Source organism: Nocardia sichangensis (genome assembly GCF_047200615.1).
GTDB lineage: Bacteria > Actinomycetota > Actinomycetes > Mycobacteriales > Mycobacteriaceae > Nocardia > Nocardia sichangensis.
On the sequence record NZ_JBJZOK010000001.1, the window covers coordinates 242473 to 262598 of the forward strand.

At 68.9% G+C, this 20126-nt stretch carries 20 protein-coding genes and 1 pseudogene; 11 read left to right on the forward strand and 10 right to left on the reverse strand.

Translation table 11 applies throughout. The annotated features are described in order from the left end of the window. Positions 1 to 46: 46 nt before the first annotated feature. The gene (locus ACL03I_RS01260) at positions 47 to 1336 is read right to left on the reverse strand and encodes an adenylosuccinate synthase (protein WP_355071542.1); all 1290 of its coding nucleotides are present in this window, start codon (positions 1334 to 1336) and stop codon (positions 47 to 49) included. A 283-nt stretch (positions 1337 to 1619) separates the two neighbouring features. On the opposite strand from ACL03I_RS01260, the gene ACL03I_RS01265 reads away from it, so the two are divergent. Both ACL03I_RS01265 and ACL03I_RS01270 read left to right on the forward strand, forming a co-directional pair. Continuing rightward, on the forward strand, positions 1620 to 2279 hold the full coding sequence (locus ACL03I_RS01265) for a hypothetical protein (protein ID WP_355071541.1): 660 nt from the start codon (positions 1620 to 1622) through the stop codon (positions 2277 to 2279). Further along, on the forward strand, positions 2276 to 3052 hold the full coding sequence (locus tag ACL03I_RS01270) for a site-2 protease family protein (RefSeq protein WP_355071539.1): 777 nt from the start codon (positions 2276 to 2278) through the stop codon (positions 3050 to 3052). The genes ACL03I_RS01265 and ACL03I_RS01270 overlap by 4 nt, the downstream gene beginning before the upstream one ends. 311 nt (positions 3053 to 3363) lie before the next feature. Here ACL03I_RS01270 and ACL03I_RS01275 read toward each other — a convergent pair whose 3' ends face one another. From ACL03I_RS01275 to ACL03I_RS01285, 3 genes are all read right to left on the reverse strand, one after another. After that, positions 3364 to 4500: an FUSC family protein gene (locus tag ACL03I_RS01275; RefSeq protein WP_355072111.1), complete on the reverse strand. Its 1137-nt coding sequence runs from the start codon at positions 4498 to 4500 to the stop codon at positions 3364 to 3366. 72 nt (positions 4501 to 4572) lie between these two features. Beyond that, positions 4573 to 5016, reverse strand: a complete 444-nt coding sequence (locus ACL03I_RS01280) for a DUF3151 domain-containing protein (protein ID WP_355071537.1) — start codon at positions 5014 to 5016, stop codon at positions 4573 to 4575. A gap of 185 nt (positions 5017 to 5201) precedes the next feature. Further along, positions 5202 to 6506: a hypothetical protein gene (locus tag ACL03I_RS01285; protein WP_412804924.1), complete on the reverse strand. Its 1305-nt coding sequence runs from the start codon at positions 6504 to 6506 to the stop codon at positions 5202 to 5204. Here ACL03I_RS01285 and ACL03I_RS01290 point away from each other — a divergent pair. Together ACL03I_RS01290 and ACL03I_RS01295 are read left to right on the forward strand one after the other, a co-directional pair. Then, positions 6496 to 7731 carry an Rv0361 family membrane protein gene (locus ACL03I_RS01290; RefSeq protein ID WP_412804925.1) on the forward strand — a complete coding sequence of 412 codons (1236 nt, stop codon included), beginning with the start codon at positions 6496 to 6498 and terminating at the stop codon, positions 7729 to 7731. The two genes, ACL03I_RS01285 and ACL03I_RS01290, sit on opposite strands and share 11 nt — an antisense overlap. Positions 7732 to 7829: 98 nt before the next feature. Further along, positions 7830 to 8891 carry a fused (3R)-hydroxyacyl-ACP dehydratase subunits HadA/HadB gene (locus ACL03I_RS01295; RefSeq protein ID WP_412804926.1) on the forward strand — a complete coding sequence of 354 codons (1062 nt, stop codon included), beginning with the start codon at positions 7830 to 7832 and terminating at the stop codon, positions 8889 to 8891. Positions 8892 to 8901: 10 nt separating this feature from the next. Here ACL03I_RS01295 and ACL03I_RS01300 read toward each other — a convergent pair whose 3' ends face one another. Continuing rightward, positions 8902 to 10368: a DUF4185 domain-containing protein gene (locus tag ACL03I_RS01300; protein ID WP_412804927.1), complete on the reverse strand. Its 1467-nt coding sequence runs from the start codon at positions 10366 to 10368 to the stop codon at positions 8902 to 8904. Positions 10369 to 10471: 103 nt separating this feature from the next. Here ACL03I_RS01300 and ACL03I_RS01305 point away from each other — a divergent pair. Together ACL03I_RS01305 and ACL03I_RS01310 are read left to right on the forward strand one after the other, a co-directional pair. Further along, positions 10472 to 10681: pseudogene (locus ACL03I_RS01305) on the forward strand (excalibur calcium-binding domain-containing protein); the annotation flags it as partial. Positions 10682 to 10715: 34 nt separating this feature from the next. Then, positions 10716 to 11042 carry an excalibur calcium-binding domain-containing protein gene (locus ACL03I_RS01310; protein WP_412804928.1) on the forward strand — a complete coding sequence of 109 codons (327 nt, stop codon included), beginning with the start codon at positions 10716 to 10718 and terminating at the stop codon, positions 11040 to 11042. Here the strand turns inward: ACL03I_RS01310 and ACL03I_RS01315 are convergent. Together ACL03I_RS01315 and fbaA are read right to left on the reverse strand one after the other, a co-directional pair. Continuing rightward, positions 11039 to 12157: a BTAD domain-containing putative transcriptional regulator gene (locus ACL03I_RS01315; protein WP_355071526.1), complete on the reverse strand. Its 1119-nt coding sequence runs from the start codon at positions 12155 to 12157 to the stop codon at positions 11039 to 11041. The genes ACL03I_RS01310 and ACL03I_RS01315 overlap by 4 nt on opposite strands. 31 nt (positions 12158 to 12188) lie before the next feature. After that, a complete protein-coding gene (gene fbaA / locus ACL03I_RS01320) occupies positions 12189 to 13223 on the reverse strand; it encodes a class II fructose-bisphosphate aldolase (protein WP_364424668.1) in 1035 nt (344 codons plus the stop codon). 298 nt (positions 13224 to 13521) lie between these two features. Here fbaA and ACL03I_RS01325 point away from each other — a divergent pair, with 298 nt between their 5' ends. Both ACL03I_RS01325 and ACL03I_RS01330 read left to right on the forward strand, forming a co-directional pair. After that, positions 13522 to 14178 (forward strand): DedA family protein, encoded by a 657-nt coding sequence (locus ACL03I_RS01325; RefSeq protein ID WP_355072109.1) that lies wholly within the window; start codon positions 13522 to 13524, stop codon positions 14176 to 14178. A 5-nt stretch (positions 14179 to 14183) separates the two neighbouring features. Beyond that, complete coding sequence (locus tag ACL03I_RS01330) at positions 14184 to 14882, forward strand: DedA family protein (RefSeq protein ID WP_355071523.1); 699 nt, start codon at positions 14184 to 14186, stop codon at positions 14880 to 14882. 7 nt (positions 14883 to 14889) lie between these two features. Here ACL03I_RS01330 and ACL03I_RS01335 read toward each other — a convergent pair whose 3' ends face one another. The 3 genes from ACL03I_RS01335 to ACL03I_RS01345 form a co-directional block, all read right to left on the reverse strand. Then, positions 14890 to 15975: a glycoside hydrolase family 76 protein gene (locus ACL03I_RS01335; protein WP_355072107.1), complete on the reverse strand. Its 1086-nt coding sequence runs from the start codon at positions 15973 to 15975 to the stop codon at positions 14890 to 14892. Positions 15976 to 16246: 271 nt separating this feature from the next. Then, entirely contained in the window at positions 16247 to 16939 is a 693-nt protein-coding gene (locus tag ACL03I_RS01340; RefSeq protein WP_355071522.1) for a TrmH family RNA methyltransferase, read from the reverse strand. Between the two features lie 37 nt (positions 16940 to 16976). Continuing rightward, a complete protein-coding gene (locus ACL03I_RS01345) occupies positions 16977 to 17312 on the reverse strand; it encodes a DUF4190 domain-containing protein (RefSeq protein ID WP_356962841.1) in 336 nt (111 codons plus the stop codon). Positions 17313 to 17404: 92 nt separating this feature from the next. Between ACL03I_RS01345 and ACL03I_RS01350 the strand changes: the two genes are divergently transcribed. The 3 genes from ACL03I_RS01350 (at position 17405) to ACL03I_RS01360 (ending at position 20078) form a co-directional block, all read left to right on the forward strand. Next, positions 17405 to 18775, forward strand: a complete 1371-nt coding sequence (locus tag ACL03I_RS01350; RefSeq protein WP_412804929.1) for a sensor histidine kinase — start codon at positions 17405 to 17407, stop codon at positions 18773 to 18775. Then, entirely contained in the window at positions 18772 to 19425 is a 654-nt protein-coding gene (locus ACL03I_RS01355) for a response regulator transcription factor (protein ID WP_355071518.1), read from the forward strand. The genes ACL03I_RS01350 and ACL03I_RS01355 overlap by 4 nt, the downstream gene beginning before the upstream one ends. 74 nt (positions 19426 to 19499) lie before the next feature. Next, positions 19500 to 20078, forward strand: coding sequence for a Uma2 family endonuclease (locus tag ACL03I_RS01360; RefSeq protein WP_356962844.1), 579 nt, complete (start codon positions 19500 to 19502; stop codon positions 20076 to 20078). The last annotated feature ends 48 nt before the right edge of the window (positions 20079 to 20126 follow it).

Genomic DNA, 20126 nt, shown 5'->3' on the forward strand with positions numbered 1-20126 from the left:
TGATCTTGCCGAATTTCCGCTGGCCCACGCGGAATTCGAACAGGTTCTAGTCGAGTACGTCGTGCCGGACGATGGTCTGATCCCGGCCGGGACCCACGCCGATGCAAGAAATCCTGGCGCCGGACAGCTCCTCCAAACGCAACACGTACGCCTGGGCGTTGGCGGGCAACTCCTCGAAGGTGCGCGCGCCGGAAATGTCCTCCCACCAACCGGGCATTTGCTCGAAAATCGGCTTCGCGTGATGGAATTCGGTCTGCGTGGTCGGCATCTGCTCGACTCGCTCGCCGTCGATCTCATAGGCGACGCAGATCGGCACCGTCTCGAGACTGGATAGAACGTCCAGTTTGGTGAGGAAGTAGTCGGTGATGCCGTTGACCCGGGTGGCGTAGCGCGCGATCACCGCGTCGAACCAGCCGCAGCGGCGAGCGCGCCCGGTGGTGACACCGACCTCGCCGCCGGTCTTGGCCAGGTAGGCGCCGAACTCGTCGAACAGCTCGGTCGGGAACGGTCCGGAACCGACCCGGGTGGTGTAGGACTTCAGGATGCCGAGCACCGTGTTGATCTTGTTCGGTCCGATGCCCGCGCCGACCGCCGCGCCGCCCGAGGTCGGGTTCGACGACGTGACGTACGGGTAGGTGCCGTGGTCGACGTCGAGCAGGGTGCCCTGCGAACCCTCCAGCAGCACCGTCTCACCACGCTCGAGCGCGAGGTTCAGCTTCAGCCTGGTGTCGGCGATCCGGTGCTTGAAACTGTCCGCCTGGGTCAGCACCTCGTCCACCACCTGCTGCGGATCCAGCGCGCGGCGGTTGTAGATCTTGACAAGCACCTGGTTCTTGAACTCGAGCGCCGCCTCGACCTTCTGGGTGAGGATCTTCTCGTCCAGCACGTCCGCGACGCGCACGCCGACGCGCGCCACCTTGTCCTGGTAGCACGGCCCGATCCCGCGGCCGGTGGTGCCGATCTTCTTGTTGCCGAGGAAACGTTCGGTGACCTTATCGATGGCCACGTGGTACGGCATGATCAAGTGCGCGTCGGCCGAGAGCAGCAGCCCGGAGGTGTCGACGCCCCGCTGCTCCAGCCCCGCCAGCTCGTCCAGCAGCACGCCGGGATCCACGACGACACCGTTGCCGATGACATTCGTCACGCCAGGGGTCAGGATGCCGGAGGGGATCAGGTGCAGGGCGAAGTTGTCGCCGTTGGGCAGCACCACGGTGTGACCCGCGTTGTTGCCGCCCTGGTACCGGACCACCCAGTTCACCCGACCACCGAGCAGATCGGTTGCTTTGCCCTTCCCCTCGTCGCCCCACTGGGCGCCGATCAGGACGATTGCCGGCATGGTCGTGTCTCCTACGGTTCGACAGGCAACACTGGTGTGTTGCAGCTACCTGCCGTACTGAGGCGGTGGCCGGAAGCACAGTCTAGCCGACCCGTCCCCGGCGGCATCGCAGCGCATCTCGTCGTAGGCTCGACAACCGTGTGGTCGCGGCCGGGCAGGGCTAAGGTTGCACGGCACGCCGAGCGGCAGCGCGGCGGGCACGGGCGAGCCGCGGCTCGGGTTCGCCCGCCAATGGCGAGGGGCCCGACGGTGTCGGCTCGAACCGAGGAGGGTGTACGGCAGCTTGAGTACCCATGTTCTCCGCTGCGACGGCGCCCCCGTACCCATCGCGCTCGCGGCGCTGCCGACCACCCAGACGGCCGCCATCCCCGATCCCGCCGTGATCGACGAGTTGCTTCCCGTGCTGGCCGCCGACAGCCTGCCGCGCCTGATCGTGCTGGGTGAGGACGCCGCGCTGGCCGCGGTGCTCACCCATCTGATGCGCACCGAGCGCCTGCACGTGGAGATCGGGTACGTGCCGGTCGAGAAGACCTACGCCGCACGCGCCTACCAGACCGGCACCGGCAACGCCGCCGCCAAGCGCGCCATCGGAGGCAGCGCCGTCGAGACGCCACTGGTTCGCGACGACACCGGCAAGGTGCTCGCGGGCCGGGCGGTGATCACCGGCATCGGCGGCGAGCGGCTCGAGGGTGAGGCTTATGTCGACGACACCCTGCTGTTCTCCGGTGACGTGACGGCCATGCTCGTCTCGCCGTGCCTCGAACCGCCCGGGGTGCGGGCGGCCGTGCGGCGAAGGTTCCGCAAACGGCGCTGGGTCGAGGGGCGAGCGGCGCAGCTCGGCACGCCAGGCGCCATCGTGACCAGGGACGGCGTCCGCACCGATCGCCCGGTGCCGCGCTCGAGTTTCTACCGCCATCACGAACCCTGGCTGCTGGTGCGATGAGTTTCCCGACCAACCGCAGAGCGCGTGCGGTCCGGCCGAGCCCGGTGTTCCTGCTCGTGGTGGTCGTGACCGCGGTCGGCGGCGCGCTGGCCTGGGACGCCCCGCTGGACTCCACCAGAGCCAAGGCCGGTGTGTTCGTCCTCGTGGTCTTCGGTTGGGTGGTCTCGCTGTGCCTGCACGAGTTCGCGCACGCGTACTCGGCGTGGCGCGCGGGTGATCGCGAAGTGGAGTTGCGCGGCTATCTGACGCTCAACCCACTGAAGTACAGCCATCCGCTGCTGTCGATCGTGTTGCCGATGGTGTTCATCGCGCTCGGCGGGATCGGCTTGCCCGGCGGCGCGGTCTACGTGCACACGCACAATGTCGCGCCGCGCACGCAGCGGATCATCAGCGGCGCGGGGCCCGCCGTGAACGCGTTGTGCGCGGTGTTGCTGCTGGCGACCGTCCGGATCTGGGGCAGCTCGGCCACTCATCCCGCGTTCTGGTTCGGCGTCAGTTTCCTTGCCTTCCTGCAGATCACGGCGACTCTGCTGAATCTGATCCCGCTGCCGGGACTGGACGGCTACGGCATCGTCGAGCCGTCACTGAGCTACCAGACCCGGCGCTCGCTCGACCAGTTCAAGCCGTTCGGCATGTTGATCCTGTTCGCGCTGCTGTTCACGCCCGCGATCAATCAGGTGTTCTTCGACGCGGTGTACGCGCTGTTCGAACTGTCCGGTGTTCCGTCGAATTGGTCGCGCTACGGCGGCTACCTGACTCGGTTCTGGACCTGATCTCCAGCGACTCGCCGTACACGTGGGCGCGGGACCGCCCGGTCGGGTTGCCGGGCGGCCCCGCTTCTTCGCCGCTTCCGATCCGCCCCCCTTCCGGCTGCCACACCCCTTGGCCGGAAGGTCCTTTCGTCCACGTGCGAAGTGGTCGACCGCGATACCCCGCGACTCGCGGTCACATCGCAAAACTACGGCGGGATGACGCGCGGAACCCGAGTAGCGGACTACCCGAAGATCGAACTTCCGGCGCGCCGCACCGGAATCGGACCACGGTGGCAGGCAAGAATGTCCGAATACCGCTGAGTAGTAGGGCTTCAGACCTCGGGCCGCACGTAGGGGTTCTTGACCGTCGGCGGCAGCAGGGCAATCGCCGAGATACGTTGCACGCCGCACACCTGCATCAGGTCTACCAGCGTCGAACGCACCTGCGCGAAGACGACGTGCGCCGAAAGGCCCGCGCCGGTTACCAGTTCCGGGCGCGCGCCCTTCGCGACCGAGCGCAGTACGCGGGCCGCCTCGGCGCGGTCGGGTTGGTCGCCGGGGTCGGCCAGCATCATCCGGCGCACCACGTCGACGGCCTGGCCCAGGCGCTCCACCTCGTCGATCAAACCGGGGTGGAGGATTTCGTCGTCGCGCACCAGAGTCAGCGAGCGCCGCAACAGGACTCGGGTGTTGCGGATGGCGTTGTCCAGCGGATCCGCCGTGGCTCTGATGCGTTCGAGCCGGGGACGGGAGTTCCAGTACAACGGCGAGATCCGGCTGATCTCGCGGCCGCCTTCCAGGGTGGCGCGCAAGGAGTCGATCTGCGGCTGAGTGGCGCGCATCGCGGTGAGCGCGCGGTGCACCTTCTCCGGATCCTGTTCGAGCAGTCCGTCGGCGCATTCGGTGATCGATCTGCCCATCACGGCGAGGATGTCCCCGGCGAGCGTCCGCGCCCTGCGCACTGGATGCAGGGGGATCGCGGCGACCACCACCACGCCGACCAGTCCGCCGACCAAGGCGTCGATCATGCGGGAGAGACCGCCGCCCGCCGAGGGCGGCAGCAACGTGGCGACCAGCACGGCGGAGCCCGCCGCCTGCACGGTGATGACCGGACCGCCGTCCAGGAACACCGCCGCGGCCATGGCGACCGCGACCACCAGCGCGATCTGCCATATGCCGGTGCCCGCGTGGGAGATGAACAGATCGCCGATGCCGATGCCGACCGCGACCCCGACCACCAGTTCCACCGAGCGACGCAGCCGCGCGCCGAAGGAGATGCCCATCGACACCACGGCGGCCGTCGGCGCGAAGAACGGCAGCGCGTGGCCGATGACGTGATGCGCGAGGAACCAGGCCAGCGCGGCGCCGACCGAACACTGGATGATCGGCAGCGCCGACCGGCGCAGCCGCGCCCACGAGGTGCGTAGCCTCGCCATGCCGCTCGCGCGGGCCACGCCGAACCGGGACATCGGGTCGAACGCACCCGTCACCCGGCCGCTACCTACCATCGAATCGCTACGCGGTGCTCCGATCACTACGACTCAGTCGAGGCCCAGCTCCGCGGCCGCCTGAGGGTCGCAGTCTTCCAGCAGATCGAGGCAGCGAGCGTACTCGTCGGTCTCGCCGATCACCTTGGCGGCGCGGGCCAGCGCGCCGACGCTGCGCAGGAAGCCGCGATTGGGTTCGTGGCTCCACGGCACGGGACCGAAGCCCTTCCAGCCGTTGCGGCGCAGTAGATCGAGGCCGCGGTGGTAGCCGGTGCGGGCGAACGCGTACGCGGCCACGATGTCGTGGTTGACCGCCTCGTCCTGGGCTTCGCCACGAGACAGCGCCGCCTCGGCGAGGTGCGCCCAGGCGATCGAGGCGGCCGGGTGCTCGGCCGCCACCCGCACCGGATCGGCGCCGTCGAGGAGCGCGTCCTCGGCGTCGGAGAGTTCTGGTAGCAATACCGGTTGCGGTCCGAGCAGGTCACCGAACGAGGTCATGCGGTTCATTGTGCACCGCACGACGGTTTGCTCGACAGGCGACCGCCTCGCCTCCTCGCGTCACGGCGTAGGCCGAACACGGAGGTCAGGTGACGCGCCGGCATTCGTTCGGCTCGACGTGGGCTGATGCCGGACCTCGCCGGGCCGCGCCCATTAGGCTTGCCGTCGAGTTCAAACAGTTCCGCTTAGCGAGGGGTGTGCGTGTCCGACCCGAACGACGAGAAGAGCACGGCGCGAGACAGCGCCGGACCGGCCGACGCCGCCGGGGCCGACGCACGCCCCGAGGCCGCCACCGAACGTATCCCCGCCTCGGGCAAAAGCGGTTCCGCTTCGTCGGCTGCCCCCACCGAGCGCATCGCCAAGGCGCAGCGACCGGGTGCGACGCCGTCCGGCGGCGCCGCAGCAGCCGCCTCGGATGCTTCCGCGGCGAGATCGAAGGCCGGCGCGGGCACCGGTAGTCCAGCCCCTGGCGGCCAACCGAAACAGGCTCCCGGTGGCGGTCCGGTCCCCGGGAAGGACGCGAACACGGCCAAGGCGGGCACGAAACCGGCCAACGGTCCAGCGAGCGGTACGAACTCACCGGCTACGAATCCACCGGCTTCCAATGCGAGCGGCTCCGCACCCGCGGGTCCCGCGCCACAGGTTTCGACGCAGTCCGGAGCGTCCGGCGGTCCGAAGACCCCCGGCAACCAGGCGAATGCCACCAACCGGCCCGCAGCCGCGAGCCCCCGAGCGGCCGGGACCCCGGCTGGGTCCAACGCGACCAGTGGGACCAGCGCGGAAAGCACACCTGCCGCCGGTCCCTCGAGCGCGGCGAAGGCCGCTGGGGCGGCGTCAGCAGGCGGTACCGGTAAGCCGAACCCTCCTGCTTCTTCCGCGCCGTCCCCGGCGGGGCAATCAGCCGCGAAACCACCTGCGGGGCAAGTCGCAGCCAGCCGGAACACACCGCCGCCCTCCGGCCCGACCGCATCGAACGCACCCGGCGCCAAAGGCACAGCCCCTTCCGGTCCAGCGAACACCCCGGCAGGGAAACTCGGCGGCGCAGCAGCACCCAATGGCCCGGCCGCATCGAACCCGCCCGGCACCAAAGGCACAGCCCCTTCCGGACCGGCGAACACCCCAGGGAAACTCGGCAGCACACCAACGCCCTCCGCCCCGGCCGCATCGAACCCGCCCAGCACCAAAGGCACTGCTCCATCTGGACCGGCGAACACCCCAGGGAAACTCGGCAGCACACCAACGCCCTCCGCCCCGGCCGCATCGAACCCGCCCAGCACCAGAGACACAGCTCGTCCCGGACCGGCGAACAGCCCGGCAGGGAAGGTGGGCGGCGCACCGGCACCGTCCGGGCCAGGCACATCCAGCTCACGCCCAGCATCGGGCACCGATGCGGAAACGGCCGCGCCCGAGCGCGAGTCCGCGCCGGAGACCGGCGGTAGCGCCTCGAAGCCTGGTTCCGCTCCGGACCAGTCGCGCACCGTGGTGATCAAACGGGATCAGCTTCCGTCCGGTGCGGCCCCCGCGAGTGGGTCCGCTTCGAAAGACGCACCGGCGCAGCCGGATCGACCAGCGACGGACAAGGCACCCGACTCCGGCGCGAAGGCAGGACCGGCGGCCGCCTCGAAGAACGCGGCGACGGCCGAGACGACCCCGGGTACGCCGCCCGATACCGCCGGTGCCTCTACTCCGCCCGGTGGCAAGCCTGAGGCCGAGACCGCCGCGATCCCGGGGGGCGGCGAATCCGCGACCGTCGTGATACGCAAGCCGTCGGCCGGACCGGCTCCCGCGCCGGAGCGGACCGGCGAATCCACCCCGGCCGAGGCGCAGAACCCGCCCGGTTCGGATGACGTGACGATGGCGATGCCGGTGGTCGGCCTGGACGACGCGAAGACCGTCGCGTTGCCCATCCAGCGCCCCGGCGACGGCGGCAGGCCGGGCACCGATCGCGTGGTCACTCCACCGGCGGGTCCGGTACCGGTCACCAAGCCGCCGAGCACGCCGCGTCCGGCTCCCGGTCCCAAACAGCCCGGCCCGCACGGCCCTGCCGCGCCGCCGCAGCACGGACCCGGCGTCGAGGACACCCGCCCGTCGCCGCAGCGTCCCGGCGGCAGACCGCGACAGGTGGCGACCGCACCGTCCCCCGCGGACGTCCAGCAGACCGTGCCCGCGCAGTCGATGGGGGGTCCGCGTGCGCCGCAGACCCGGCCCGTCGCGCCGCCGCAACGGATCCCCCCTGCTTCGCAGACCGCCGGTGCGACCGCCACCGGTCCCACTCGGCCCGATCGACGGCTGATCGTGCTCGGCGCGGCGGCCGTGGCGGTGATCGCGCTCATCGCGGTGATCGTGTCGCTTGTCACGATGTCCGGCGACGACTCCCCCGAGGCTCAGGTGCGCAGCGCCATCACCAGCTACACCGACGCGCTGAAGAGCGGCGATCTGGACGCGCTCCGCTCCACCACCTGCGGTCCGCTGCACGACTTCTATCAGGGCATTCCGAGCGACCAGTTCGCCGGCGTGCACAAGTTGTCGATGGAACGCAAGAACATCCCGGTGGTGGACAGCATCGACGCCATCCGCATCACCGACGCCACCGCCATCGCCCAGGCCACGGTGTACACCGAGGCCGACCCGGCGAAGCGGTCCGCACGCACCTTCGACCTGCAGCGCACCGACGACGGATGGAAGGTCTGCGATCCGCCCTCCAGCAGCCAGTAACCACCTGGCGGCGTGATAGCCGCCACGCATCGATGCCGGTCACACACGTCACACTCACCTGGTCAATGGTCCGGTCCGGCAGTAGCATGGCCGGGATCATGAGCAGGGAGCAGACGATGGCGCGGCCGGATATCGATGTCGTCCCGGTGACGCCGATCGGACAGCGATTCCGGGTGCGTGACCACTACGAGGTCGGCCGGGAGAAGGTCCGGGAATTCGCCCGCGCGGTACAGAACCACCACGCGGCGCACCAGCACGAAGCCGACGCACGCGCGCTCGGGTATCCCGGGCTCATCGCGCCGCCGACCTTCGCCTCGGTGATCGGGATGACCGGGACCAGGGCGCTGCTCGACACGGTGCTCACCGAGTACGACCTCTCCCAGTTCCTGCAGACCGATCAGGTCTTCGAGATCTACCGGCCGATCCTGGCCGGCGACCGGATGCGCAGCGAGATCGTCATCGAATCGATCCGCCAGTTCGGCGACAACGACTTCATCTTGGTGCGCTTCACGCTGAGCAACCAGCACGGCGAGGTCGCCATCGTCGGGTCGACCACGATCGTCGCGCGCCGCGGAGCCGAGGTCGACGACACGCTCGACGACATCGTCGAGAACGTCATGATGCACGGGCGCCCGGTCGAATCCCGGAGTACCGACCCAGCGCACAACGATGTGCTGGTGTCGCTCGGCGTCAGCCCGTTGGTGGAGCCGGTCGAGCACGAGTCCACGCCCGTGCACACGCTGCCCGCCTTCGACGAGCTCGCTCCTGGCGATCAGCTACCCGACCGTGCGTTCCAGCTGACCCGCGGCGACCTGGCGAACTACGCGGGCGTGTCCGGCGACGCCAATCCGATCCACTTCAGCGACCACGCCGCACAGCTGGCCGGGCTGCCGACGGTGGTCGCGCACGGCATGCTGACCATGGGCTTGGCGGGTGACTATCTCACCTCGTGGCTGGGCGATCCCACCGCGATCCAGAAGTTCAGCGTGCGCTTCTCCGGCTTCGTTCCGGTCGCCGCCGACGCGGCGGGCACGGTGGAGTTCACCGGCCGGATCAAGTCGCTGGACGCCGCCGCGCGCACCGCGACCATTCTGCTCGGCGGCTCGTCCGAGGGTCGCAAGCTGTTCGGTCGCGCGCTGGCCGAGGTCCGGCTCCACTGACCCGAGCGGCTCACTCGCCGACGACCGAGTGCATCAGGTACACGTTGTAGTCACTCCAGGTCGACATGGTGAAGTACAGATCCGCACCCGAAGACCACGGGTGGATGAAGCCGCCGTACAGCTCCGGATAGCTCAGCGCCGACACCGTCGGCGTGCTCTCCGACCACACGCCCTGCGGTGTGTCCGCCTCGCGTACGACCAGCGCCGCCTTCGTCGTGTCCAGATAGCTCATCTGCCAGACCTCGCGGGCGGCGTCGTAGCGGACCGACAGTTCACCGACAGGACCGTCCATGATCGGCGTGGCCGAGCCGAAGCCACCGACGGGGGTCCAGGTGCCATCCCGCCAATACTGGTAGGCGGTGGTGTTGAGCAGCTGGTCCTCGGGCACCCGAGCCAGGCCCACCGCGCCGAGGCGGGTGTTGGGCGTGCCGAACATGTAGACGTAACCCCCGTGCGGCACCATCGCGCTCACCTGGAAATTCGCCAGCCCGAAGATGTTGTCCCAGCGCGCGTGCGGGTCCTTCGTCCAGGTCTGGCCGTGATCGTCGGAGTAGGCGATGCCGCCGTAGTTGGTGAAGAACGTGCCGGGCAGGCTGTTCCAGGTCCGAATGGACATATAGCTCAGATACTGTCGCTCGCCCAGCGCGAAACCCGAGGTGGGAATGGTGGTGACCTCGACATTGTCGAGTTTGCGGCTGGAGAGCACCTCGGCCGCGTGGCAGCGGTCGTCGGTCACCATCCGGTCGAAGGTCACCCCGTCGGCGAGATCCCGGTCGGTGCTGAAGGCGAGGACGTTGCTGCGCCAATCCAGCCCCATGCCGCCCGGCGGATGGAAGCCGCGCCCGACGGTGTCGCCGAACGCGGTCGCGATCTCGCCCGGTGCGCTCTCCCACATGATGCCGAGGTCGGTGCCGTCCACCTGCCAGCGTTTGTCGGTGCGGTTCACCGAGTTCGCGCCGGTCAGCTTCGCCACCTCGCGAGCTGGGCCGAGCCGCGGCGCGGGGCGAGCCGGTGACTGCGCCGCGGGCTCGATCGGCGGCCGCACCGGCGCGGGTGGTGGGGGCACCTGACCGGGGTCCGGGCCGGGGCCGGGGATCGCGAAGTGGAATGGTTTGGGATTGAGCAGGATTTCGGGGATCCCGAGCTGTCCGGCGAGACTCGGTGGCGCGCCGGGCAGATCGGTGAGATCCGGGCAGGGATTCGCGCAGGGATCCGGCGGGAGCTCCATCCGCGTTCGCTTCGGCGCGGATTCCGGCAGCTGTGGCGGGAGCACGGTGATCACCGGATAGGGAATCGGCACCTCCAGCGTTTTCGGCACCAAAGGCTCGTGGGTCGCCACCGGGTCGGTCGCGCACGGACCCACTCCCGCGAGAGGGCTCGCCGCTTCGGGCGCGGCGGCGGCAGGCCCGTCGGCGTAGACGAGCATTCCCGCGCCGACCACGATCGCACCGACCGCGGCGAGCATTCGCATCGCCATAGCAACCCCTCGAAATCCTTTGCGGACACGAATCTTGCAAGACGAACCAGCGGAACGACCTTACCCCGTTCGCCTTTCGAAGGCTGTCAGAACGACACGCCCGGCACCGCCGCAAACTCCGCCGCAGCCGAGCAATCCACCGGCCCCGAACAATCCGCCGCCGCCGAACAACCTGCCCCCGCAAGCGCCCCCGAGTCCCTACTACAAGAACTGCACGGAGGTCCGCAACGCCGGTAAGGCCCCACTGCGGCGTGGACAGCCGGGTTACGCCCCCCACCTGGACCGGGACAACGACGGAATCGCTTGCGAGTGAGGCGCGCCGGGCGATCCGGGAGCAGGATGGAGACGTGACCAAGTCAGTTCTCCGCGTCGCACCCGCGATCGGGGCGGCGCTGCTGGCGGCCGGAGCGTGCGCGCTCGTGCCGTCGGCGGCGTCCGCCGTCCCGCCCCCGGCCGTCGCGATCGCCGGACCGCACGACGACCATCCGATCCCGCACAACCGGACCGGGCCGAAGGGGGACAGCGAGCGACCCGAGGAACCCGCCGAGAGGTCGCCGAAGATCTACACCGACTGCGACCAGGTGCGCGCCGAGGGCGCCGGGCCGCTGTACCGCGGGCAGCCCGGCTTCAACACCCAGCTGGACCGGGACGGCGACGGGATCGCCTGCGACTAGTGCAGCGCCTGGAAGGTCAGGATCGTCGCGCCGATCCGGATCAGGTCGCCGTCGGCGAGCAACACGCCGCTGTCGATCGCGTCGTCGTTGACGTAGACGCCGTTGGCCGAATGCAGATCCTTGATGAGCAGACCGGAGCGACTCGGCATGATGTGCGCGTGATAGCGGCTGGCCCGCGGGTCCTCCAGCACCAAGTCGTTGTCGGTCATCCGCCCGATACGCAGGCCGCCCTGCGCGATCGCCACCACGCGACCGTCCGGCATCCGCAGCTGACCGCTGCGCACCGCACGCGGCACCTCGGTGACCGTCTCGGTCATCGCCGCGGCCAGGCGCTCGACCTGCCGGAGTTCGACCGTGCTCAGCGGCTCCTGCCGCAGCACGCGCTGCTCCAGGTCGATCAGCGCCGGCCCCGGGTCGATGCCGAGCTCGTCGGCGAGCACGCCGCGCACCTTCCGGCACGCCTCCAGCGCGTCCGCCTGCCGTCCGGACAGATACAGCGCGGTGATCAACTGGCCCCACAGCGGTTCGCGCAACGGGTGCTCGTTGGTCATCGCCACCAGCTCGCCGATCACCGAGGACGCTCGCCCGCAGGCGATCTCGGCGTCGATCCGGGCCGCCGCGGCCAGTAACCGCTCTTCGTCCATGGCGGTGGCGAACCCGTCGGCGAACTGCAATCCGGCCAGATCGGCCAGCGCCCGGCCGCTCCACTCGCGCAGCGCGGAGCCGAACAGCTGCGCCGCCCCGGCGTGATCACCCGCCTCGGCGGCACGGGCGCCCGCCTCCCGCGCCGCTTCGAAACGTCCCAGATCGCATGCGGTCTCGTCGATCTCCAACCGATAGCCCGACGACTCGGTGCGCAGCACCGTCGCCGGGTCCACCCCGGAGTTACGCAGCGCCTTGCGGATGTTGGAGACGAAGACCTGCAGGCTGGCGGCATAGGCGTCGGGCGGTTCCTCGTTCCACACCAGATCGGCGAGCGCGGCCGACGACACCGCGCGCCGCCGATTCACCGTGAGCGCGGCGAGCAGAGCTCGCGGTTTGGGCCCGCCGACGGCCACCGGTTCACCACCGACGAGCAGCCGCACGGGCCCGAGCACGCGCACATCCAAACTCATGTGCACCAAGCCCCTGACGGGTGTATCAGGGTCAGGCGCTGATCGAGCGTCCGGCCGAGTGCAGGTCGTTGCACGCCTCCACCACACGCGCCGACATCGAGGCCTCGGCCTTCTTCAGGTAGCTGCGCGGGTCGTAGGCCTTCTTGTTGCCCACTTCGCCGTCGATCTTCAGCACGCCGTCGTAGTTGGCGAACATGTGCCCGGCGACCGGCCGGGTGAACGCGTACTGGGTGTCGGTGTCGACGTTCATCTTCACCACGCCGAAGCGCAGCGAGTCCTCGATCTCGGACTTCAGCGAGCCCGAACCGCCGTGGAAGACGAAGTCGAACGGCTGCGCGTCGGCGCCGAGGCCGAGCTTGGCCGCCGCGACGCGCTGGCCCTCGGCGAGCACCTCGGGCTTGAGCACCACGTTGCCCGGCTTGTACACGCCGTGCACGTTGCCGAAGGTGGCCGCGAGCAGGTACTTGCCGTTCTCGCCCGCGCCGAGGGCGTCGATGGTCTTCTGGAAGTCCTCCGGCGAGGTGTAGAGCTTCTCGTTGATCTCGGCCTCGACGCCGTCCTCCTCACCGCCGACGACACCGATCTCGACCTCGAGAATGATGTTCGCGGCGTGGGTGGCCTTCAACAGCTCCTTGGCGATCTCGAGGTTCTCGTCGATCGGAATCGCGGAACCGTCCCACATGTGCGACTGGAACAGCGGGTTCTGGCCGGCGTTGACCCGCTCCTGGGAGATCGCCAGCAGTGGACGGACGAAAGTGTCCAGTTTGTCCTTCGGGCAGTGGTCGGTGTGCAGCGCGATGGTCACGTCGTACCTGGCCGCGACCACGTGCGCGAACTCGGCCAGCGCCACCGCGCCCGTGACCATGTCCTTCACACCCTGGCCGGAGCCGAATTCCGCGCCGCCGGTGGAGAACTGGATGATGCCGTCGCTGCCCGCGTCCGCGAAACCCTTGATGGCCGCGTTGATCGTCTCCGACGACGTGCAGTTGATGGCCGGGAATGCGAAGGAATTGGCTTTGGCCCGACCGAGCATCTCGGCGTAGACCTCCGGAGTCGCGATGGGCACTGTAAGACCTCCGTGTTGTGCGGCAAAGACCTATTTTGTCAGCCTTCACCCTAAGGCAGCGGTGTTTCGCCTGGTATGCAGGGAGGGAGGGCGCAGTTGACCCGCCGGTAATTTTGCGCACAGCACGAGCTTTTTCAGGTGGAGCCGGTACTGTGGGGCCGGTAATTTGCGCTGGCAGCTTCCGACGCGGTGGCAAGCGATGCAGGCCAGCCGTATCGGGACAGGAGGCCACGTGATTCTGCAGGCAGCGACAGAATCGGTGACGAGTAACCTCGCGTTGACCGAGTTGCTCGATCCGATGCACCTGCTCACGGAGACGTGGCTGAAGGACGCGGTGCTGCCGGCCATCCTGGTCATAGTCTTCATCGAGACCGGCTTGCTGTTCCCGATCCTGCCCGGCGACTCGCTGCTGTTCACCGGCGGCCTGCTCGCCGCGCAGCCGAATCCGCCGGTGTCGATCTGGGTGCTGGTGCCCGCCGTCGTCCTGGTCGCGTTCGCGGGAGACCAGTGCGCGTATTGGATCGGCCGGGCGATCGGGCCCGCGCTGTTCCACAAAGAGGACACCCGTTTCTTCAAGAAGCACTACGTGACGCAAACGCACGAGTTCTTCGAAAAGCACGGGCCGAAGACGATCATCCTGGCCCGCTTCGTGCCGATCGTGCGCACCTTCATGCCGGTGCTGGCCGGTGTCTCCAAGATGGACTACCGCAAGTTCGTCGCGTTCGACATCGTCGGCGCGCTGCTGTGGGGCGGCGGCGTCACCGTGCTCGGCTACTTCCTGGGCAACGTCGCGTTCATCCGGGACCACGTCGAGGCGATCTTCTTGCTCATCGTCTTCGTATCGATCCTGCCCGGCATCAGCGCGGTGGCGAAGAAGCTGCTCGGCCGCAATGCGCAGGCGCAAGAGCAGGCCGAGGCGAAGCTGCCCGCCTCGACCAGCGAGTCCACCCGCTGAAGCCGGTGACGACGGAATCGTCGCCCCTAGCCGTGGGCAGTTTCGATCCGCTACTGTCGGCGGGCCCCGCGCTCGTCTGGACGGTGGTGCTGACCTTCGTTTTCCTCGAGTGCGCGGTGATCCTCGGGCTGTTCTTGCCCGGTGACTCGATGCTGATCACCGCGGGCATCGTGATGGCGTCGCACGCCTCGGGTGAGACGCACGTCTGGGCGCTGTCGGTGGGCGCGATGGTCGCGGCCATCGCGGGCAATCAGGTCGGCTACGTCATCGGGCACCGCACCGGACGACACCTGGTGGCCAGGAAGAACGGCAGATACATCAACGTCCGCAACCTGCAACGCGTCGCGGAGCTGCTGCATCGGCACGGCTTCGTCGCGGTGCTGATCGCCCGGTGGATCCCGTGGGTGCGCACCCTGTGCCCCTCGGTGGCGGGCGCCGCGCGGATGGACCACCGCAAGTTCACAGTCGCCAGCACGATCGGCGCGATCGTCTGGGCGCCGGTGCTGTTGCTCATCGGGTACTACGCGGGCAGCTTCCTGCAGCGCGTGCAATGGCTGATGCCGATCGTGATCGGCACGCTGGTGGTGGGCCTGATCATCGGGACGGCGCTCGGCGTGCGGCACTACCGGCAGGAGATGTCGCAACCCGCCGAGGACTTCGCGCTGGAAACGGCTCCGAGCGCCGTGCTGGAGCCCGAGGGCTGATCCTCGGTCACAGCCCAGCGGCGCTGACCTGGTAGGCCGCCTCCATGAGCAGCCAGCCGGACAACTGCACCGACATGTCGCGTCCCGGCACTTTCGACGAGGTGACCGAGCCGCCGGAGGTGAGGTAACCAGCTCCCGCGCTGCCGCCGGGCAGTCGCGCGGGCTTGCTCCAGTCGTGCCCGAACAGTGGCTCGCCCTCGACTTGCAGCCGGTTCGCCCACGCCGCCTCGGCGGACGCGGTGACGATAGCGGCGGCCGCGCGGCGGTCGGCGATTTGCTGGGCGTCCTCGCCCGGCAGCATCACCGCGACCAGCGCCAGGTATCGGGCCAGGATGCCGTTGAACAGGCCGCCGTCGCCGCCGCCACCACCGTCGACCACACCGTCGGTGGTCATGTGTTCCTCGACGGCCGCGAGCAGCCGGTGCACGCGTTCGGTGTGCCTGGGTTCGCCGGTCTGCACGGCGAGCTCGGTCTCCAGGCCGAGCGCCACACCCTGGCAGTAGCTGAACACGGGACGCTCGATCTCGCCGGAGGGTAGGTGAATGCCGTCCAGGATCAACCCGGTCTCCGGATCGCGCAGGGTCGCGTCCAGCCAGTCGGACATCTCCTGCGCGCGTTGGACGCGCCCGAGGCGCAACAGCGCGATCGCGGCAGGACCGTTCGCGGGCGCGTTGAAGTAGTCCGAGCCGATGCGCCAGGGCAGGCCGCCGCCGACCTGCGGCTGCCAGCCGTCGTGCAGCTGCTTCTCCAGCGCGACCAGCGCGCTGCGCACGTCGGTGCCCTGGGTGCGCTCGGCGCGTTCCAGCGCGATGGCGAGCCAGGCCATGTCGTCGTAGTAACGGTTGGTCCAGCCGGTGATGTTGCGGATGCGGTGTGAGCGCGCCAGCGCGGCGATTCGCCTGCGGCGCAGCGGAGTCGGCGCCCGATTCGCGGCGTCGGTCGCGCACTCGATCAGATGCGCCTGCCACCAGTAGTGCCACGCGCCGAAGATTCGCTCCCGCTTGGTCGCCGGCCAACCGACCACACCGAGTTCGGTGCCAGGGAGCGCCCACAGCGCGCGCAGATGCCGGGAGATGATCGACGATTCGGCCATATCGGCCCGTTCGGACCACAGCGTCGCCGGCGCGACGGCCTCCCGGCCCGCCGGTGCCCGGCCGGTCGGCGGACGCGGTGCCGCGGAGCCCGTCTCGGCGTGCTCCACGCTCGGCACCTCGATATCGTCGCTCCGCGAGGTCATGGGTCAATGGTGCCAGGCCAGAACGCATTTATGCGCCCGATTTGTTACGAAAGCGATGTGGAATCGTGCCGGTGGGCTTCCGGGGGCGAAGATCGCCAGCTCAGACGATCGTGCGCGGGTCCGGCGCTCACCATGCGGTCGCCGGATCGGCGTGTTGCCGGATCCAGGCGTGCATGGCGATCCCGGCGGCCACGCCCGCGTTGATGCTGCGGGTCGAGCCGAACTGCGCGATCGACACCGTCATCACGGCGGCCTGCTTGGCATGGTCGGTGACACCGGGGCCTTCCTGGCCGAACAGCAGTAGGCACGCGCGCGGCAGCGTAACCGTCTCCAGCGGCACCGAACCCGGCACGTTGTCGACGGCGACCACGGTCAGGCCCGCGCGCTCGCTGAACGCCAGCAGTTCGCCGATGTCGGCGTGGTGGCGGATGTGCTGGTAGCGATCGGTCACCATGGCGCCCCGGCGATTCCAGCGCCGACGCCCGACGATGTGCACGGCCGCGGCGGCGAAGGCGTTCGCCGTGCGGACCACCGTGCCGATGTTCGCGTCGTGCCCGAAATTCTCGATCGCGACGTGGAACGGGTGCCTACGCCGGTCGATATCGGCCACGATGGCCTCGCGGCTCCAGTAGCGGTAGGCGTCGACCACGTTGCGGCGGTCGCCACCGGCCAGCAGTTCGGGATCGAGACGCGGATCATCCGGCGGCGGCTCGGCGTGCTCGCTCGCCCACGGACCGACGCCGTTGGGGTGCTCGCCCCACTCCGTCGGGCCGGGTAGATCCTGCTCCGCCGCGTCCGGCGCTGGGTGACTCACCTTCATGATGCTAATTCCGGGCACCGCGCCCGCGACGCGTGGCTCAGTAGCCGGACGAGCTTCCCGCGAACACGCCGACCAGGGCGAGCACCAACATCAACAGCAGGAACAGCAGGCTCACGCACAGCAGCCCGGTCGCGATGATGCCGCAGATGTATCCCGCGTTGACATTCCCCCGGCCACCGATGGTTCCACCGGACGCGTCGATCTCGTTGAGCGCCCGCTTGCCCATCACCCACGCGAAAGGTCCGATGAACTGACACAGCACGAGACTCAGGATGCCCAGGATCAAGATCGTGGTGGATTGCGGGTGGTCCGGTGCTCCGTAGGCCCCATAGGCTGGATAGCCGTACGGCGGCGGCTGCGGCGGGTAGCTCATCAGCAGGATCGTAGTAGGTGTGGCTGCCTACACCACTTTTTCGGCGGTCGGCTCCATCGACCCCCGGAATCGCCGCGACCACCATGGATTCCATGACCGAGACACACACCGAACCGACCCTCGTGTTCGACGCGCCGGCCAGTGCGCCAGAACCGGAAGAGCATGTCCTTCGATCGGTCCTGCTCGCACCCGTGCGCGCCCGGTTCTGGAAGGAACTCGTCTACGTTCTCACCGTTTTCGTGCTTGGCTGCCTGGCCGTCGCCTACCTGTTCCTCGGCTTCGGCGGCGGGCTGTATCTCGCGATCACGGTCATCGGCCTGCCGGTGCTGGCAGGCGTGCTGCTCGGCGGACGGCTGTGGGGCCGGGTCTACCGCGCCCTGGCCAAAGATCTGCTCGGCATCGTCGTCGCGCCGCCCCCGCCGTTCGCACCCGCGTCCGGCCTGATCGGATTCTTCCGCAGCGCCTTCACCGATCGGGCGGCATGGCGAGCGGCATTGTTCCTGCTCGCGCAGGCGGTGCTCGGCGTCGCGGTGGGTTACCTGGTGCTCGTCGGGGTGGCGATGACCATGTTCACCGCGCTCTCCCCGATCCCATGGGCACTGATCCGCCCGACGAATGTCGACGAGAACGGTGTCGAGCACCAGTCGATGGTCCAGTTCGGCGGTCTCTACCTCGACAGCTGGCCGAAAGTGCTGGCGTTCGCACTGGTGGGAGCGCTCGGCTGCCTGGCGCTGCCCTGGCTGCTGCGCGGCGTCTGCTGGTTGCACGGGCTGTTGACGATCGCGCTGCTCGGCGCGACGACCCGCGATCGCCGAGTGACCGAGTTGCAGGAGAGCAGGCGCACCGCCGTCGAGGACTCCGCGGCCACGCTGCGCAGACTGGAACGCGACCTGCACGACGGTACTCAGGCCAGACTGGTCACCATCGCGATGGCGCTGGGCCGTGCGGAGGATCGGCTGGCCGCGGGCGGCGATCCCAGCGACCTCATCGCCGAGGCGCGCGCGGGTTCCAAGGAGGCGCTGACCGAACTGCGCGAACTGGTGCGCGGAATCCACCCGCCCGCATTGGAATTGGGGCTCGGACCGGCGCTGGAGACGCTGGCGGCGCGCTGCTCGGTGCCGGTGCAGCTGCGGGTGCATCTGCCCGAACGGCCCACTCCGGCCATCGAAGCGATCGCGTATTTCTCGGTGGCCGAATTGCTGACGAACGTGGTGCGGCACGCGCGGGCCACCAGCGCGTGGGTCTCGGCGCTGCCGGGTGACGGGCGGACGATCGCGGTAACAGTGCGGGACAACGGTATCGGCGGCGTGATGACGCCCGTCGACGGCGCGCTCGGCGCGGGCAGCGGGTTGTCCGGCCTCGCGGCGCGGGCCCGCACCGTGGACGGGACGCTGACCGTGCACAGCCCGGCCGGTGGGCCGACGGTGGTGACGATTCTGCTGCCGCTGGCGGGGTCACGATGAGTGACGGACTACGCCTCGTGATCGCCGAGGACAGCGCCATCCTGCGCGACGGGCTCGCCGGGCTGCTGACCGAACGCGGCCACGAGGTGGTCGCCATGGTCGGCGACGCGACCACTCTCGCCGACGTGGTCGGCACACATAACCCCGATGTCGTCGTGGTGGACGTGCGGATGCCGCCCAGCTACACCGACGAGGGGCTTCTGGCCGCCATCGAATTGCGCCGCAAATACCCGATGACCGGCGTACTGGTGTTCTCCCAGTGGGTCGAGACCCGCTATGCCACGGAATTGCTGGCCGGTGGCGCGAGCGGCGTGGGCTACCTGCTCAAGGACCGGGTCGCCGACGTCCGTGACTTCGTGGACGCGCTGCACCGCGTGGCCACCGGAGGGACCGCGCTCGACCCGGAGGTGGTGAGTCAATTGATGGGCGCCTCACGTCAGCAGGATGCGCTGGCCCGCCTCACCCCGCGCGAACGCGAGGTGCTCGAGCTGATGGCCCAAGGCCTGTCCAACAGCGCCATCGCCGCCGCGCTGACCGTCACCGAGCGGGCGGTGGAAAAGCACATCGGCAATATCTTCCTCAAGCTCGACCTACCGCCCTCCGACACCCACCACCGCAGGGTTCTGGCGGTATTGCGACTCAAGGGCTGACGGCGCTGTGGTTTGTCGGCACGTTATGCCAGACTGGCCCCAACGCGGTATCCGTGCGGGGAGGGGAGGAAGCGATGACCGTCGACGTGAACTGGCCTGATCATCTGCTGACCCTGGAGGACTGGATTGCGCTGCCGGAGGACAGCAGCCGAAATTACGAGCTTGTCGAGGGGGTTCTGGTTGTGTCACCGAAGCCGGTGTCGCAACATCAGCGCGCTGTCTTGCGGCTGGGCCCGCAGTTGGAACCGCAACTGCCCGACACCCACGGCGTGCTGGCCGATACCGAAGTGGTGATCGACGCAGGCTCGGTGCCGACCATCCGAGTTCCGGACATTCTCGTGGTGCCCGAAGCTGGTATCGAGGCCAACCTGCCGCGCTATGATGCGGCCGACGTGCTGCTCGCCGTGGAGATTCTGTCGCCCGGTTCACGACGTACCGATCGAGTGACGAAATTCTTCGAGTACGCCGAGGCGGGTATCGAATACTACTGGCTGATCGACCTCGACAAACCCACAAGCCTTGCCGCCTACCACCTCATCGGCCGCGACTACGAACTCGTCGCCGAACAATCCGGCATCGTGACAGTCGACATTGCCGGAACTCCGATCACAATCGACCTCCCCGCGCTGACCAGCAGCCGAGCGGGCCGATAGCGCTTTCCACCGCCCGTTCCGGGCCTATCCTGGAGGTCTGGCACTCGG